Annotated in this window: 9 protein-coding genes; 3 read left to right on the forward strand and 6 right to left on the reverse strand. The window is 73.2% G+C overall.

The window, feature by feature from the left end; genetic code table 11:
* The first annotated feature begins 77 nt into the window (after positions 1 to 77).
* From G4D85_RS11070 to G4D85_RS11080, 3 genes are all read left to right on the forward strand, one after another.
* The gene (locus G4D85_RS11070) at positions 78 to 290 is read left to right on the forward strand and encodes a hypothetical protein (RefSeq protein WP_164010943.1); all 213 of its coding nucleotides are present in this window, start codon (positions 78 to 80) and stop codon (positions 288 to 290) included.
* Positions 287 to 1,186, forward strand: coding sequence for a hypothetical protein (locus tag G4D85_RS49300; protein ID WP_240359206.1), 900 nt, complete (start codon positions 287 to 289; stop codon positions 1,184 to 1,186). Before G4D85_RS11070 ends, G4D85_RS49300 begins: the two co-directional genes overlap by 4 nt.
* A gap of 159 nt (positions 1,187 to 1,345) precedes the next feature.
* Positions 1,346 to 2,404 carry a hypothetical protein gene (locus G4D85_RS11080; RefSeq protein ID WP_164010945.1) on the forward strand — a complete coding sequence of 353 codons (1,059 nt, stop codon included), beginning with the start codon at positions 1,346 to 1,348 and terminating at the stop codon, positions 2,402 to 2,404.
* Between the two features lie 49 nt (positions 2,405 to 2,453).
* On the opposite strand, the gene G4D85_RS11085 is transcribed toward G4D85_RS11080, so the two are convergent.
* From G4D85_RS11085 to G4D85_RS11110, 6 genes are all read right to left on the reverse strand, one after another.
* Positions 2,454 to 4,022: a cyclic nucleotide-binding domain-containing protein gene (locus G4D85_RS11085; protein ID WP_164010947.1), complete on the reverse strand. Its 1,569-nt coding sequence runs from the start codon at positions 4,020 to 4,022 to the stop codon at positions 2,454 to 2,456.
* Between the two features lie 306 nt (positions 4,023 to 4,328).
* Positions 4,329 to 5,156 carry an SRPBCC domain-containing protein gene (locus tag G4D85_RS11090; protein WP_164010949.1) on the reverse strand — a complete coding sequence of 276 codons (828 nt, stop codon included), beginning with the start codon at positions 5,154 to 5,156 and terminating at the stop codon, positions 4,329 to 4,331.
* Complete coding sequence (locus G4D85_RS11095) at positions 5,153 to 5,506, reverse strand: ArsR/SmtB family transcription factor (RefSeq protein ID WP_164010951.1); 354 nt, start codon at positions 5,504 to 5,506, stop codon at positions 5,153 to 5,155. The genes G4D85_RS11090 and G4D85_RS11095 overlap by 4 nt, the downstream gene beginning before the upstream one ends.
* Before the next feature lie 56 nt (positions 5,507 to 5,562).
* Entirely contained in the window at positions 5,563 to 8,793 is a 3,231-nt protein-coding gene (locus G4D85_RS11100; protein ID WP_164010954.1) for a carboxypeptidase-like regulatory domain-containing protein, read from the reverse strand.
* A gap of 789 nt (positions 8,794 to 9,582) precedes the next feature.
* Positions 9,583 to 12,999 (reverse strand): AAA family ATPase, encoded by a 3,417-nt coding sequence (locus tag G4D85_RS50240; protein ID WP_164010955.1) that lies wholly within the window; start codon positions 12,997 to 12,999, stop codon positions 9,583 to 9,585.
* A complete protein-coding gene (locus G4D85_RS11110) occupies positions 12,996 to 14,249 on the reverse strand; it encodes a metallophosphoesterase family protein (protein WP_164010957.1) in 1,254 nt (417 codons plus the stop codon). Before G4D85_RS11110 ends, G4D85_RS50240 begins: the two co-directional genes overlap by 4 nt.
* Positions 14,250 to 14,680: the final 431 nt, after the last annotated feature.

A 14,680-nucleotide genomic window follows, 5' to 3' on the forward strand; every position in this document is an offset into this window, starting at 1 on the left:
GCGCTCCTTGCGTTCCTGGGACCGTCTGCCGGCGGACAGCACGCCAGTGCTACGCTGGGTGTTCCCCAGGAGGCGTCATGCGGTGGCCGGCCTGCTGTCTCTGGATGCTCACGCTGCCTCTGGCGGTGGGATGCCCCACCGCGCACAGGCGGGACGGCACGCTCGACCGCGCCATACGCGCGGACACGAAGGAGCGGCTGGAGACGGGAAGGTGTACCCGGGCCCAGTACGACAAGTTCTGCGAGGGCAGGGAACAGAGCGAGGAGTGCGTCGAGGAGTGCTTCGAGTGAGCTGGCGTGGCGCCGTGGGCGTCCTCGTGGCGCTCCTGCTGCCGCTGCCCCTGGTGCTGGTCATGGGCAGCGTCCTGCGGGACCGACGGGAGCGGATTTCCCCGCCTCCAGGGGCGGTGCGCACCGTCCCCGTGCTCTCGCATGAGGAGCGCATGGTCCGGCTGACGTACCACAGTGAATGCCGGAAGCCCGAGGACTGCGAGGCGCCCCTGGCGTGCTTCAGCGACATCGATCAGAGGTCGCGCTACTGCACCGACAGCGAGTGCACGACGGACGCGCAGTGCCCGGAGGGACAGCGCTGTCACGGCTTGACCATGCGTGGCGAGGAGCGCCGGGTGCGCTGGTGCGTGGCCGTGGGCGTCCGTCAGGAAGGTGAGCCCTGCCTGGACCAGGCACTGGACCCCCGGGAAGGCTGTAGCCCCGGGCTGGTGTGCGGAGGCCGGCCGGGCTGGTGTGGCCGCCCCTGCCGGCCAGGTGAAGCCACGGGTTGCCCGGAGGGCTTCTTCTGCGGGGAGGTGACACCGGAGCCCATCTGCCTGCCCACCTGTGAGACGCGTGGGTGTCCCCAGGGCCAGCGCTGCATCCGGCAGGAGGAGGGAATCTCGGCCTGCGCTGTCGTCTACGGCCCCGACTGCCAGCACACCCCTTGCCCGGAGGGGCGTGAGTGCAGGGATAACCGAGAGCCCACCCGCCCGGGCGAAATCTGGATGGAGTGCCTCCACAAGTGCGGCAAGAAGCGCCCTCCCTGCCCGGAGGGCCTCATCTGCGACCGCGCCCGGTGCCAGCCCCCCTGCGACCCCACCGGTCCCAATGTCTGTGCCCGGGGATACCACTGCACGCGCAGGACGAAGCGCAGCCCCTACCTCTGCGAGCCTGACACCTGGCCGAAGATGTAGCGTCCCGGGCTCGCGTCCCGGAACCCGAGCCCCGGGGACAACGCCCGCGGCACTACCTGCAGGTCCCAGACTGCTGGCCATGGGTGCGCTGGAGGCGTGCGCCCGTCTCCGTCAGAGCCTCCAGTCCGGACCCGTCGCTGCGCGGCAGGAGGTGGAGGGATGTCCCCACGAATCGCCTTGAGGGTCGATGACACGGACTGGGGCCTGGCCCCTCCCGTGCCAGGGCTGCTGCTGGAAGTCCCGCAAGAGGGCCGCTGGAGGCAGCGCCCATCCCTGCATGTCGAGGCCGCGTTCCTCGACCTGCTCCGAGTGGTGAGCGGAGGACAGCCGCTGCTCTGGGTGAGAATCGACGATTGGTGGGAAGGCTGCGGCGTCCTTCGCGGGCCCGCGCAGCGGCCCTGGCAACTCCCGCATCTCACCGCGGCGGAGGTGCGAGCGATTTCCCACGCGCCCGCGACGGTGGACTGGTGGGCGGCCTGGGCTCATCGCTTCGCGCGGACGCTGGAGGGCGCCGAAGCCTCCATCCTGCACTCCGGCCGCTGGTGCCTGCGGCCCCTGCTCCGGGTGCCGGCGGACAAGGCCATGGAGTACCCGAGTGTTCCCGCCTCTCGTGCAGGCGATACGCCGGACCCGCCGCACTCCCTGGAAGTCGCCCTGCGCTTCGAGCCGTTCTGGGTCGAGCCGTGGGACGAGCGGGAGGAGCCCGAGCGACCCCAGGTGCGGAGCGGCGCCGTGCTCTCCCTGCGTCAACCCTCTCCACCGGACGACGGCAGGGTGAAGGCCTGGCGCAAGCACGCGCGCGACGGGACGCTGCCTCCCGTGCTGCTGCTCTACTTCCAGCTCTTGGGGAAGTGGCTCGTGGTGGACGGGCATGACCGGCTGCACGCGGCCCTGCTCGAAGGGCTGGCGCCTCCGCTCCTGGGGCTGTGGCCCGTCCTGGAACGGCCGCTCCCACAAGATGCCCACAGGCGCGAGGCCGCGATGCTGGGTGCCGAGGCCTGCCTCCAGGGGCGCATCACGCCTGAGCGGGTCGACGCCGCGAACGAGACGCTCCTCCGCAACCACGAGACCTACCAGCGCCTGGCCGTCACCCGTGCCTGGCTCCTGCCAGGGGGCGGCCCGGCCTGGAAGCGCGAGGTGCTCGACTGGCGCAAGCACCTGCGCCTCCCGGCCGAGCCCGAGGACTGGGAGTGGTTCGCTGGCACGCGACACTCCTGAACGGTGGACTCCGGACCGCTCCAGCGAGAGCCTTGCACGTGCCTCGCGCTCACGCCGCCGCGCGAGGCAGCTCCAGCGAGGCCAGGGACAGCGAGAGGGCCCTCGTGGCACTCGCCTCCACCGCGCGGAGCAGCTCGGGCGACGCGAGGCGCGGCAGGACGACGAGCTGCGTGCCCTCCTGCGCCACCACGCGCAGCGGACGCTCCACCTCCAGCAGCATGGTGCCCCGCGCCATCATCCTCGGCGCCGCGTGCGTCAGCTCCACCGCACCCGCCAGCACCAGCAGGTGCGAGCCCGGCTCCAGCACCCGCTCCTGGCGCGGCGCCAGCTCCACCTGCTCGCCGCGCCGCAGCCATGCGAGCCGCTCCTTGCGGCCCAGGTGCGCGTAGCGGTCCATGCCCCGCACCAAATCATCGAAGCGGCGCTCGGCGAACGTGGCCCACACGCTCCGCCGCAGCGCCGCGTCCCCGTCCAGCAGCGGCAGCAGCACCGCGCGCGGAATCCTCACCAGCGTGGACGCCGCCGCCGTGCGCACCGAGGCCGAGCGGCGCTCCCCCGCCAGCATCCCAATCTCTCCGAACACCGTCCCGCTGCCGAGCTGGTTCACCACCCCATCCTCGCCCCTCGCGTCCTCCGCCAGCACGTACGCCGCGCCGCGCGCCAGCAGGTACAGCTCGTCGCTCGCGTCACCCTTGCGGAACACGTAGCGGCCCGCCTGCAGCTCCATCACCTGCGCCCGCGCCGCCACCGCCTCCAGCGCCTTCGTGTCGAAGTGCGCGAACAGCGGCGACGCCTTCAGCTGCCGCACCACCTCCGAGCGACGCAGCCGCGCGCCCCCGGGCAGCCGCCGCGCCACCGCGCGCAGCGCCTCCAGCGGCTTGCGCAGCGAGCGCCCGCACAGCACGCGCAGCACGCTCAGGATGTTGCCCGCCGTCGCCGGCACCAGCGTCACCAGCCCGTGCCCGTCCACGTAGCCGGGGTTGGACTCCATGAAGAAGCGCGCCGCCGGCTTGTCGCACTGCCGCCAGTAGTCCCGCTCCACCTCGGACTCGCGCGTGCGCCAGCCCACCTCGCGCAGCAGCGGGTTGGCCGCATCCACCTTGTCCAGGCCGAAGTCCGTGGCCAGCCCGTCCATGAAGGCCAGCAGCTCCGGCGGCACCGGCTGTCCCCGGCGCGGCCACACCTCGTTGCAGTACTTCGCGAACACCGAGTAGCTGGACGGGTGCACCAGTGAGCCCATGTAGTACGTCGGCCGGCCCGGGTGCCGCATCAGGTACTTCAGCACCAGCGACAGCCCGAAGCGCGTGTTGGTGTTGGCTCCCCGGTACGCCCGCAGCGAGCCCGCCTCGGCGCGGAACACCGCCGTCGTCACCCCGTTCAGCGGCTTCTCGAAGACGTGCATCGCGAAGTAGCCGACGATGTCGCCCACCTCGTTCTTGTGGACCTGAATCCAGGTCTGCTCCGCCTTCGAGTCCACCACGTACTTCGCGAACGACTCCCGCTCCACCCCGTCGAAAATCTGCTGGTGGACCGCGTACAGCGCGTCCGTCAGGTGCCTGCGCGCGTCCAGGGACAGGGACTTGGGGATGATGATTTCGGTGTTCGCGATACGGGGCATGGCGGGGCCTCCAGCGCTGCTTGCCGTCTCCTTGTGCAAGCCCGCTGCCATGCTTCGCGGAGGCTGTAACGGAAGGCCCGGCGTGGGGCTTCCGAGGGGAGGCGCGAGGCCCGGGAGGGGAAGGGGTGCCGGGCTCGCGTCGCGAGGGAACGCGGGCGCGTGCGCGGGCGACGCGGGCAGGGCAGGCAGGCAGCGCCCACCGGGAGAGGTAGGCCCGGTTGGCGCTCAAAGGAGGTGGCCCGGGGTGTGCCGGGGCTCACCGCTCATGTCGCGCGGTGAACCCCGGGCCTACCCTGGGACGTGGGGCTACTTCGCTCCGGCCCGCTGGAAGGCGCGGCCTCCGAAGGCGTGGAGGGTCCGCGTGCCGGCGGCGTACCGCCCCGAGATTCGCGCGCCCCGGGGGATGACGAACTCCCGCCCGGAGCCGAGCTGGATTTCCAGGCCGTTGATGGTCAGCACGTAGGTGCCTTCCAGGACGACGAGGTACTCGTCGAAGTCCCGCCACTGCTCGCCGCTGGCCGCCTCGCTCTTCGCGTGGCAGAGCGTGAGCTGCGTGCCGTCCGCGCCGTCGAACACGTACGCCTCGACGCCGGGGAGCTTCAGCGAGTCTGCCGCGACGCGGTTGGCCGGGCCCAGCAGGAACGCGGGGAAGGCGCCCAGGCCGAAGCGCGAGTCGTACTCCGCGGTGAGCTTGGAGAAGTACTCCTTGTCGTGCGGGGCGGGAGGCCGCCCGTCGAGGGAGGCCTCCAGGTTGTCGAGGCAGAAGTGCCAGCCCGTGGCGTCGCGGCTGACATTCGCCCTGTCGCCGGGAATGGTGGTGAAGACCAGCAGGCAGCCCTTGCCCTCGGGCCGGAGCTCCCACCGCAGCAGGTCTCCGCTCCACGTGTATTCGAGGACACGTGGCGGGTCGAACACCGAGATTCTCCCCGTGGTGGGCGGGCTCTCGTCTCCCGGGAAGACGAAGCTCAGCGCCGCGCCGGACTCGCGGGGGCCGTCGATGCGCGCCGGGAACCAGTGGGACAGCTCCGCGTTCTCGGTGAGCGCGCGCCAGACCTTCTCGGGCGGGTGGGCGAGCCGCCGCTCGAAGCGGAGCTCCACTTGATTGCCTTTCGTCGTCAGGGTGCCTTGCTTCATCGCTTCCTCCTGCTTCGAGTGGGGCCCCGGGTGGGGGCGGGCGCATCCGTCATGGTGTCCAGGTGGTGCTCCAGCGCGTCGAGCCGCTGAGACCAGAGCGCGCGGTAGGGCTGGAGCCAGGTGTCCAGCTCGACGAGCGGCTCCGGACGCAGGCGGTACAGCCGGCGCTGGGCGTCCTGCTCCACGTCCACCAGCCGGGCGTCCTTCAGCACGCGCAGGTGCTTGGACACGGTGGGCTGCGTCAGCCCGAGCCGGTCCGCCAGCTCGCCGACGGGCCGTCGCTTCTCCCGGAGGAGGTCGAGGATGCGGCGGCGGTTCGGCTCCACCACGACTTCGAACGCGCTCATCATGACTCGTATATGCCTATCGAGGCATATCCCTGTCAAGGCATGCTCGGCCGGGTGCTTCAGGGCCCGGCGAACACGAAGGGCGTCCAGCCAGGCGTCACCTCGCGCACCACGGTGCCCTCGGCGGGGAGGTCCAGCTCCTCCCGGTGGTAGCCCTGCAGCGAGCGCTCCACGAGGAAGAGCGTGACGCGTCCCGGCGGGAGGTTCCGGTACGTCACGGGGGCCGGGAGCACTCCCTCGTAGGGGAACGCGCGTGACTCCACCGGCACGAAGTCCCTGAACAGGCGGGGCGGGGGCGCGACGCCTGGGAACAGGGCGCTGAAGCCCACGGACTCCTCCACGCGCAGCACCAGCGTGGCGCCCGTGCTCCGGGCCCTCAGGTCGACCTTCACCTGGCCGTTGGCGGGGACCTGCACATCCTGGGGCGCGAAGACGGTGGAGCCCCGCCGACGGCCGGGCGCGAAGGCGTGGACGCGGTAGCTCCCGGGCTCCAGGCCGCTCACCACGCCCGAGCCTCCAGAGACTTCGAAGGGCCGCATCGGCAGGGGCTCTCCCCGCCGGTCCAGGTAGACAGTCGCTGCCATGGGCCTGCCCTGGGGGTTCTGGATGGAGAGCTCCACGCTGGCGCCCTTGTCGAGGCGCACCAGGAGGGCGTCCGTGTCTCCCGTTCCGAGGTCGAGGCGCTCCGTGCGGTAGTCGTTGGCCTCCACGAAGAGCACGAGCGGCCCGGGCTCCACGAAGGGCAACGTGAAGGCCCCGTTCTCGTCCGTCCTCACGGAGCCCTGGTGGTCCTCGAGGCGGACGGCGGCGAGTCGCGAGCGGGTGGCGAGCACCTGGGCCCACTCCACGGGCAGGGACGTCTCCGCGTCCACCACCCGCCCCGACACCCGGCGGCCCGGGCTCATCCGAATCTCGCCCAGGTCCACGTCCGTGCCCTCGTGCAGCTCCACCTCTCGCAGCACCGGGGCCATGCCCTTCGCCGACAGCTCCATGCGCCAGGTGCCCGACGTGTGGATGGGGCGGGAGAAGACGCCGCGCGGGTCCGCCAGCTCCCTCCCATTCAGCGTGAAGCGGGTGATGGGGGCGCCGTCCGGGCCGGTGAGCCGCCCGTGGATGCGGACCAGGCGCTCCAGGACGAGCCGCACCTCCGGAGCTCCCCTGCTCACGTGGAACCGCTGGAGCGACGGCTGGCCTCCCTCCGAGCGGGACGGGACGAGGACATGGGCTTCCGCGAGGACATGCAGCCAGAGCTCCTCCGTCTGGAGGTGCCGCAGCGTGAAGCGGCCGTCCGCTCCGGTGACGGCGTGCAGGGGAGGGCCTCCCAGGTAGAGACCGCGCCGCCACGTGGGCTCGGCCTGCTCGGGAAGCACGGGATGGACCTGGACCCCGGGCAGGGGCTGGCCGGCCTCGTCCACCGCGAGCCCCGTGAGCGTCCACCCCGCCTCCAGGCGCAGGTCCACCTCCAAGGCTTCTTGCGCTTGCAGCTCGACGGGCCGGGAGGTGGAGCGCTGCACGCCGCCCGAGGCGTGCGTCGCCTCGAGCACGAAGCGGCCCGGCTCCAGGCCCCAGAGGGAGAAGCGTCCCTTCACGTCCGTGGTCGTCTCGCACTCGGCGCGTCGCGGTACCTCGTCCGTGCCCGGGACTCCATTCTCTTGCCACAGCTTCACCCTCGCACCGGGGAAGGGCGTGCCCCTCTCATCGGTGAGAGTCCCCGACACGCGAGCCTTCCGAGGCATCACCACGCGGACGCCCGTGGCGGGAGCCGTGAGGGAGTGGTACGCGCGGATGCGCTCGCCCTCGACGCTGACTTCGAGCTCGAAGTCGCCCGGCGAGGGAGCACCGAGGTGGAAGTGGCCCTCGGCGTCCGTCTGGCCGACGTCCACGGTGAAGAACTCCCCTTCATCTCCCACGTCCTCCAACCCCCTGAGCTGGAGGCTGGCCCCGGCCACGGGCTTGCCGACGTCGTCGACCACCACGCCTTCGACGGGGACGCTGGACGTCAGCGTGAAGTCCACCCGGAGGGTTCCAGGCCCGGACTTCACGCGCTGGAAGTCACGGTGGTACCCGGACGCGGCGACCCGGAGCTGGAACTCGCCGGGCTCCATGGGGCCGAGCTGGTAGTGGCCCCCGGCATCCGTGACGGCGGTGTGCGGGTTGCCGGTCACCCTCGCCCCTGACACAGGGTGGCCGGCCTCGTCGCGGACCGTGCCCTCCACGCGCAGCGCCGTGCCCAGCTCCAGTACGAGCTCCGTTGGAGACTCGTCCCGCGCCACCCGGGCGAGGGCATGTCGCTCGCCCACCGTGGCCGTGAGCAGGTACGCGGAGGCGGGCCACAGCGCGTCGAAGGTGAAGCGGCCGGCCGCGTCCGTGGTTGCCACGTGCTCCGGGTGGCTTCCCCTTCGCTCGTCGCCTTCGTCCTCCGTATCGGGCTGCCGCGCGGCCCGGACCTGGACGCCGAGCGCGGGCTGGCCGTCGCTCAGCACCCGGCCCGCGAGGCGGCGAGGACGGCCCAGCACCACCTGCTCGTGCTCGACGCCCGCTCCGAGCTCTGGAATCCAGCCCTCCTTCGAGACGGCGGGGCGGTAGCTCGCGAGCGGCAGGGGGCCGAGGCGGTAGCGGCCATCCGCTCCCGTCTCCGTGTCGAAGAAGCGGGTGTGCTCCGTGTGTACCGCTGTCACCCGCGCACCGGCCAGGGGCGCGCCGTCCTCGCTGGAGACGCGGCCCTCCAGCGTCACGCCCTCCCCGAGTGCCAGGGCGAGGCCCTCCGTTCCGGCCGCGACGTCCGGCCACATGCCCGCGCCGCGCGCGTCCGCCACCCAGAGCGCGAAGGTGCCGGAGGACAGTCCGTCGAGGGTGAAGGTGCCGTCGTCCGCGGTGGAGGCCTCCGCATGGACGGGGGCTTCGCCCTCACGCGCGAGGACGAACTCCAGCACGGCGCCAGCGGCCGCGTTCATGCACTTCGGGAGCTTCACGCTCCAGTCTGGCCGCTGGAGCACTTCCCCGCAGGACAGCTCCGACAGCGTCTGGCCGGCCTGGGGCCGCGTGGCGGAGATGCGCACCCCGCCGAGCGGGCCGCTGTCGCCGAGCACGACGCCCGTGATTCGTTGGCTGCCTCCCGGGAGCGGCGAGGGCGCGGGCAGGAGGGCGCCGGTGCTCACGCGAGCGTCACGTGCCACGCGCTCGGCGCCGGAGGGCTCCGGGGGCTCCTGCTCCCGACTCAGGACGATGCCCAGCCCCACCGCCACGGCCACCAGCCCGGCGGCGACCGCGAGCCCCGTTCCCTTGCGCATGCTTCCTCCCGAGTCGCCCGCGAGTGTAGCAGCGAGGCGTCACACCCTGGCCGCCGAGCACCGGGCAGCCAGAACCCGGCTGGCCGTGCGGTAGGTCCACTGGCGCATTGTCGTGGCGGGGCATCATGCCCTGGCCGCCGCACACCGGGCAGCCAGGACCCGGCTGGCCGTGCGGTAGGCCCGCTGGCGCATTGTTGTGGTAGCGGGCATCACGCCCTGGCCGCCGCACACCGGGCAGCCAGGATCCGGCTGGCCGTGCGGTAGGCCCGCTGGCGCATTGTCGTGGCGGCGGGGCATTACGCCCTGGCGTGCGCGGCCCGGAGACGACCGGAGGACTCCCGCATGCGGTGCCAGCGCCGTCAGGCAGAGGGCCAGGGATGGCCGGAAGCCTCCTGTTCGGCTCGCTGGCAGCACCGTCAGACAGAGGGCCAGGGATGGCCGGAAGTCTCCTGGTCGGCGCGCTGGCAGCACCGTCAGGCAGAGGGCCAGGGATGGCCGGAAGCCTTCTGTTCGGCTCGCTGGTGCCTCGCGGGCAGGGAACCGGAGGCGTCCTGTTCACTTTTGTCGGGACATTTGCGCCGCAAAACCCCCGACAAAAGTGAACAGCACGCCCCCACTCCTGCTCCCGGCCCGACTCATTCGAGGGGCTGACCCTGGAGCGAGGCACGCGAGGGATGCTGGGCCTCCTGGCCGATGACCCTGGCAATCGCGGCGGACCCGCGAACCCCGGCATGCTGCCACCAGCCTCGTGCATGTCGCCCTGGGTGCAGGCGCTGCTCGTGTCGTGGCTCAGCCGGCCTGGAGCACGGAGGCGGGCGCTGGCCGGGGCGAGTTCGTGTCGGTGTCGAGCTGCTGCACCCGGGCGCCCTCGGACTCGAAGGCCTCGCGCAGCCAGGGGTGACAGGTGAAGGCAATCACCTGGTGCTGAGTGGAGAGCGAGGCCAGCAGGCGGATGGCGCCACGGGCCCGCTCCGGGTCGAAGTTCACCAGCACGTCGTCCACGATGAGCGGCAGGGCGCCGCGCGTCTCGCCGAAGTCGCGGACCACGGCCAGACGGAAGGCCAGGTAGAGCTGCTCGCGCGTGCCCCGGGAGAGCTGCGCCGCGCTCCAGTCACGCTCTCCATCGCCCACGCGCAGCTCGCGCTCCTCGCCCGTGGGAATGAAGACGCGGCGGTATCGGCCACCGGTGAGCGCGGCGAAGTGCTCGGAGGCGAGCTGCACCACGCGGGGCTGCTGCTCCTCTTCGAAGCGGCGCCGGGCTCGCGTCAGCAGCGCCAGGGTGAGCCGGTCCGCCGCGTAGCGCGTGGCCAGCTCGGCGACCCGGGCTCGCAGCGACTCCTCCTCGATGCGGAGCCGCGCCAGCACGTCGTCGTTCTCCCACTCCTCCAACTGGTGACGGAGAGCGCCCTGCTCGGTGAGCACCGCCTTCTGCCGCTCATGGGCCCCGGTGTGCCGGGCGCGTCGGGACTCCAGCGAGGAGTGCAGCCCTTCCTCACCGCCCACCTCGCGGAGAGCCTCGCGCGCCTGCGCGTCGGACAACCCGGTGCGTGCCTCGATTCGCTGCGACAGCTCGCGGGCGCGGTGGGTCAGCTCCGCGTGGCGGCGGGCCTGCGCGGCGCGGCGGCGGAAGGACTCCTCGTCGACGCCACCGCCCTCGGCCAGCAGCATGTTCAGCGCCAGCTCCTCCTCGTGAGACAGCCCGTCCAGCCGGGCCTTCTCCGCGAGCAGCTCGCGGCGGCTCTCTTCCAGGATGCGGCGCTCGGAGGACTGCTCGCGCGCCGTCTCCAGCGCGGAGGCGACCCGCGCGGCGGCGGTCTCCAGCGCACCGGGGGCAGGCGCCGCCAGCCGCGCGGTGCGAGGCGCGAGTCCCGCCGCTGACGCAGCCGTCACCGACGCGGACTTGAGGCCAGGGGGAGCCGACGCGAGACAGGCCACTCCCGCCTCCGAGGCACGCCCGGCCGACGTACCCGAGGCGGATGCCATCGCCCCGGTCATCGGACCCAAAGCAGTCCAGGCCGCCGTGCTCGAGGTGGACACCGGCTCCGAGGCCACCAATCCCGCCGCCACGGCTTCCTCCCAGAGCCTCTGCGCCACGGGCGCGCATGCCTGCTCATCCACCGCCAGCGCCGCTTCCTCCGTGTCCACGTCCAGCAGCCGCTGCCGGAGCCCCGTCGCGTCCCGCCACAGCGTCAGGGCCGCCGACACCGGGAGCGACGGAGGGAAGCGCCGCGCGGCCAGGTGCGCCGCCAGTTCTTCAAGCAGCGTCCCATGCCGGGCCTCGGCCTCGCGCAGGGTCTCCTCCGCGCGCTGCTCTCCGCTCAGCGCTTCCGCATGGTCGCCGCGCAGCTTCTCCCACTCGCGCAGGAGCACCTCGCGCCGTCCGGCCTGCTCCAGCGCCTCCGCCAGCGCGGCCTCCCGCGCCGACAGGTCCGCCGGTGTCACCACCGGACCCAGGCCTGCCTCCGCCGCCGCGGCCAGCAGCTCGCGGTGCAGCCCTTCCTCCCGGGCCGCCAGCCCCGCCAGCGCCGCGCGCAGCCGCTCCTCCTCCTGCTGCCTTCCGCGCTGCCGGGCCGCATGGGCCTCCAGCGCGGCGTCGCGCGCGGCCTCCACGCGGCGCCGGGCCAGCTCCAGCACGCCCGTCAGCAGCAGCCCGCCCGCGAGGCTCAGCGCCGCCGCCACCGTCCCCGCCAGCAGCCACGCCGCCACCGCGAGCACCACCGCCACTCCCGCGACGGCCGGCACCCACCACACGGGCAGCACCACCTCCACCGGAGGCGGCTCGCCCTGCGTGCGCGCGCCCTCGAACTGCCGCCGCAGCTCGGCGCGCTGCTCACCCAGCCGGTCCAGCTCACTACGCACGCCGCGCAGTCGTCCCAGCCCGGCCTGCTGCTGGCGCACCTGCGCCGGCCGCACATCCTGCAGCCCCGTCAGCTCGCCCTGGACGCGAGCCACCGCGCCCTCCAGCCGCTCCCGCTCCGAGCGCGCCCGCGCCCGCGTGCCCGAAGTCTCGCGCCGCTCCGTCTCCGCCGCGCCCAGCCGCGTGGCCAGCTCCTCCAGCGCCGCGCGCCCGCTCGCGCCCAGCTCCAGCGCCAGCAGCCCGGGCCCGTCCACCGGCAGCCCCAGCTCCCGCAGCTCGCGCTCCACCTGCCGGCGCTTCTCCACCACCGCCGCACGCCGGGCCGGCAGCGCCCGCAGCAACGCCGAGCGCTCCGTGTACGCCACCAGCGCCAGGTGCAGCGCCTCCTCCCGCCCGCGCACCGACGACGGCGCCGACAGCCGCTCCAGCCCCGCGTCCACGGTGGACAGCCGCTGCGCCAGCCGGGCCCCTTCCGCGCGGTAGCCCCTGCGCCGGTGCAGCGCGTCCTCCAGCCGGGCTTCGCCGCCCTCGGGGAAGTGCTCCAGCTCGAGCAGCGTCGCCAGCTCCGCGCGCGCCTCCGCCAGCGCCGACACGTCCGCCAGCGCTGCCTCCAGCCGGGACAGGCGCTCCAGCTCGCGGCCCGCGTCGCGCAGCTCCACCTCCAGCACCCGCTGCTCCTCGCCCAGCGCGGACAGGCGCTCCTTCTCCGCGAAGTACTTCGCCGGCCTGTCTCCCTCCGCGCGCAGCCGCGCCTGCACGTCCTCCAGCGCCTTCAGCGTCTCGTTCAGCAGCGGGTTCTGCCCGTTCGGCTTGTAGAGGCCTTCCGCGCTCTTGCGCAGCCGCTGCATGACCTCGGGCAGCTTGCGTGCGCCCCGCATGCTCGCGGCGACCAGCGCCTCCGAGGCGCCGCGCTGCTCGGTGAGCCGCTCGAAGCCGGCCAGCTCCTCCAGACGGAAGGCGAACACGTCGAAGAACAGCTCGCGGTTGACGTGTCCCAGCGCGTCTTCCAGCCGCTCGGCAGGCAGCGGCTGTCCGTCCGGGCCCAGCACCAGCAGCTCGCCCTTGGAGCGCCGGCCCGACGCCACGCGCCGCACCAGCAGCGGCCCCGCGTCGGTGGACAGCCGCAGCTCGCCGCCGAAGGGGCCTCCGCCCTCGGGCTCGTACCGCTCCGGCTGCCCCTGCTTCTCGAAGCCGAACAGCATGCTGCGCAGGAAGGCCAGCAGCGTGCTCTTCCCCGCCTCGTTGGGCCCGTACAGCAGGTGCATGCCCGGGCCCAGCTCTCGCGTCAGGTTCGAGAAGCGACCAAAGCCCAGCACGCGCAGCCCGTCGATGCGGAGCCCCGGCTTCATGGCGTCTCCTCCTCGTGCAGCGACTCCACCCCGTGCAGCCCCGCGCCCACCACCCACTCCGGGCGGGGCGACTCCAGCACGTCGACGCCCAGCCGCTTCAGCCGCTGGCCCAGGCTGCCCAGCGCCTCCTGCTCCCACAGCCGCGCCAGCTCCTCCGGGCTCTCCGCGAGGAAGCGCGCCTCGTCCAGCAGCGTGCGCGCGAAGCCGCCCGCGGCCCGCAGCGCCTCCACGTCCAGCTCCGGGCGGGTGCCGTCGCGCAGCGACTCCAGCAGCACGGGCGGGTGGCCCTGTGCAAGGCGCTCGCGCAAGTCAGTCTCCACCTGCGTCAGCGCGCCGGGCCTGGACAGCTCCCGGTGCAGCGGGCCCCGGCCGGTGAGGGTGAGGCGCACCGCGTGGCCGTCCAATTCCGACGCGCACCGCGCCTGCACCGCCTCCAGCGCCGTGGCCACCAGCGCGTCCAGCGTGCCCACGCCGGACAGCGGCAGCTCCAGCTTGTGCCAGCGCACGCCGTCCACGGGGACGAAGCGCCGCCGCGTGCCGCTGTCCTCCACCTCCACCAGCACGCAGCCGCGCTCGCCGGACTCGTTGGCGTGCCGGCCCTGCGGGTTGCCCGGGTACACCGCCACGCCGCCGCCCGGGAGCGCGTGCTCGGCCCGCGTGTGCACGTGGCCCAGCGCCCAGTAGTCCAGCCGGCGCGAGCCCAGGCCCGCCGCCGTGCAGGGCGCGTAGTTGGCGTGGCCCTCCGCGCCGCCCAGGTTGGCGTGCAGCAGCCCCACGCTGAAGCCGTCGCCGGTGCGGCGGAAGCGCGCGGACAAGTCGTCCCTCACCTCCACGTCCGGATAGGAGATGCCCTGCACCCGGCACAGGTGGCGGCCCTCGCGCCGCACCTCCACCTCTTCCCAGTCCGGGCCGAACACCTTCACCGAGCCAGGCAGCGCCAGCGTCCCGGTGTCGCCGCTCAGCGGGTCATGGTTGCCGTGGACGATGAAGGACTGAATCCCCGCCGAGTCCAGCCGGGCCAGCTCGCGGCGCAGGGCGAGGCGCGCGCGCACCGAGCGGTCCTTCACGTCGAACAAGTCCCCCGCGAGCAGCAGGAAGGCCACGCGCTCGCGCAGGCACAGGTCGACGATGCGCGTGAGGGCACGGAAGGTGGACTCCTGGAAGCGGCTCGGCAGGGGCCCCGGCGCGGCCACCCCCCGAAACGGCGTGTCCAGGTGCAGGTCTGCGGCGTGGACGAACTTGAAGGGCATGGCGCGACTTCCACCGTACCTGATGCCACACGTGGCCCCGACTTTCCGGCCCCCCGCCCGCGACGGATGGCCGACAGCCCTCGTCCCACGGTGCGAGGTCGGCGTCGGCTGGCTGGCACATCAGGTGTAACGGGGGTGACAGCGCACCCACGAAGGCGGTGTCGGGCGCCCCACGGGAAACCCCGAGGAGGCCGCTGGCGTGGAGGCGGGGAGGTTGGTGCGGCACGCGGACGGCGCGCGTCCGCACCGTGTGCTACCCGGGCTCCGGTGCCTCGGGCGCTGGCTCCAGTCGCACCGTCAAGTGGAAGCGGGAGATGGGCGCGCCATCAGGCCCCACGAGCCGCCCGACGATGTGGGGGCTCGCGTCATGATGAGCCGCGTCTGGAGCATGTCCGCGCCGACGCGAATCCTGCAACGCGAAGCGGGCGCAG

Source organism: Pyxidicoccus trucidator, from assembly GCF_010894435.1.
Taxonomy (GTDB): Bacteria; Myxococcota; Myxococcia; order Myxococcales; family Myxococcaceae; genus Myxococcus; species Myxococcus trucidator.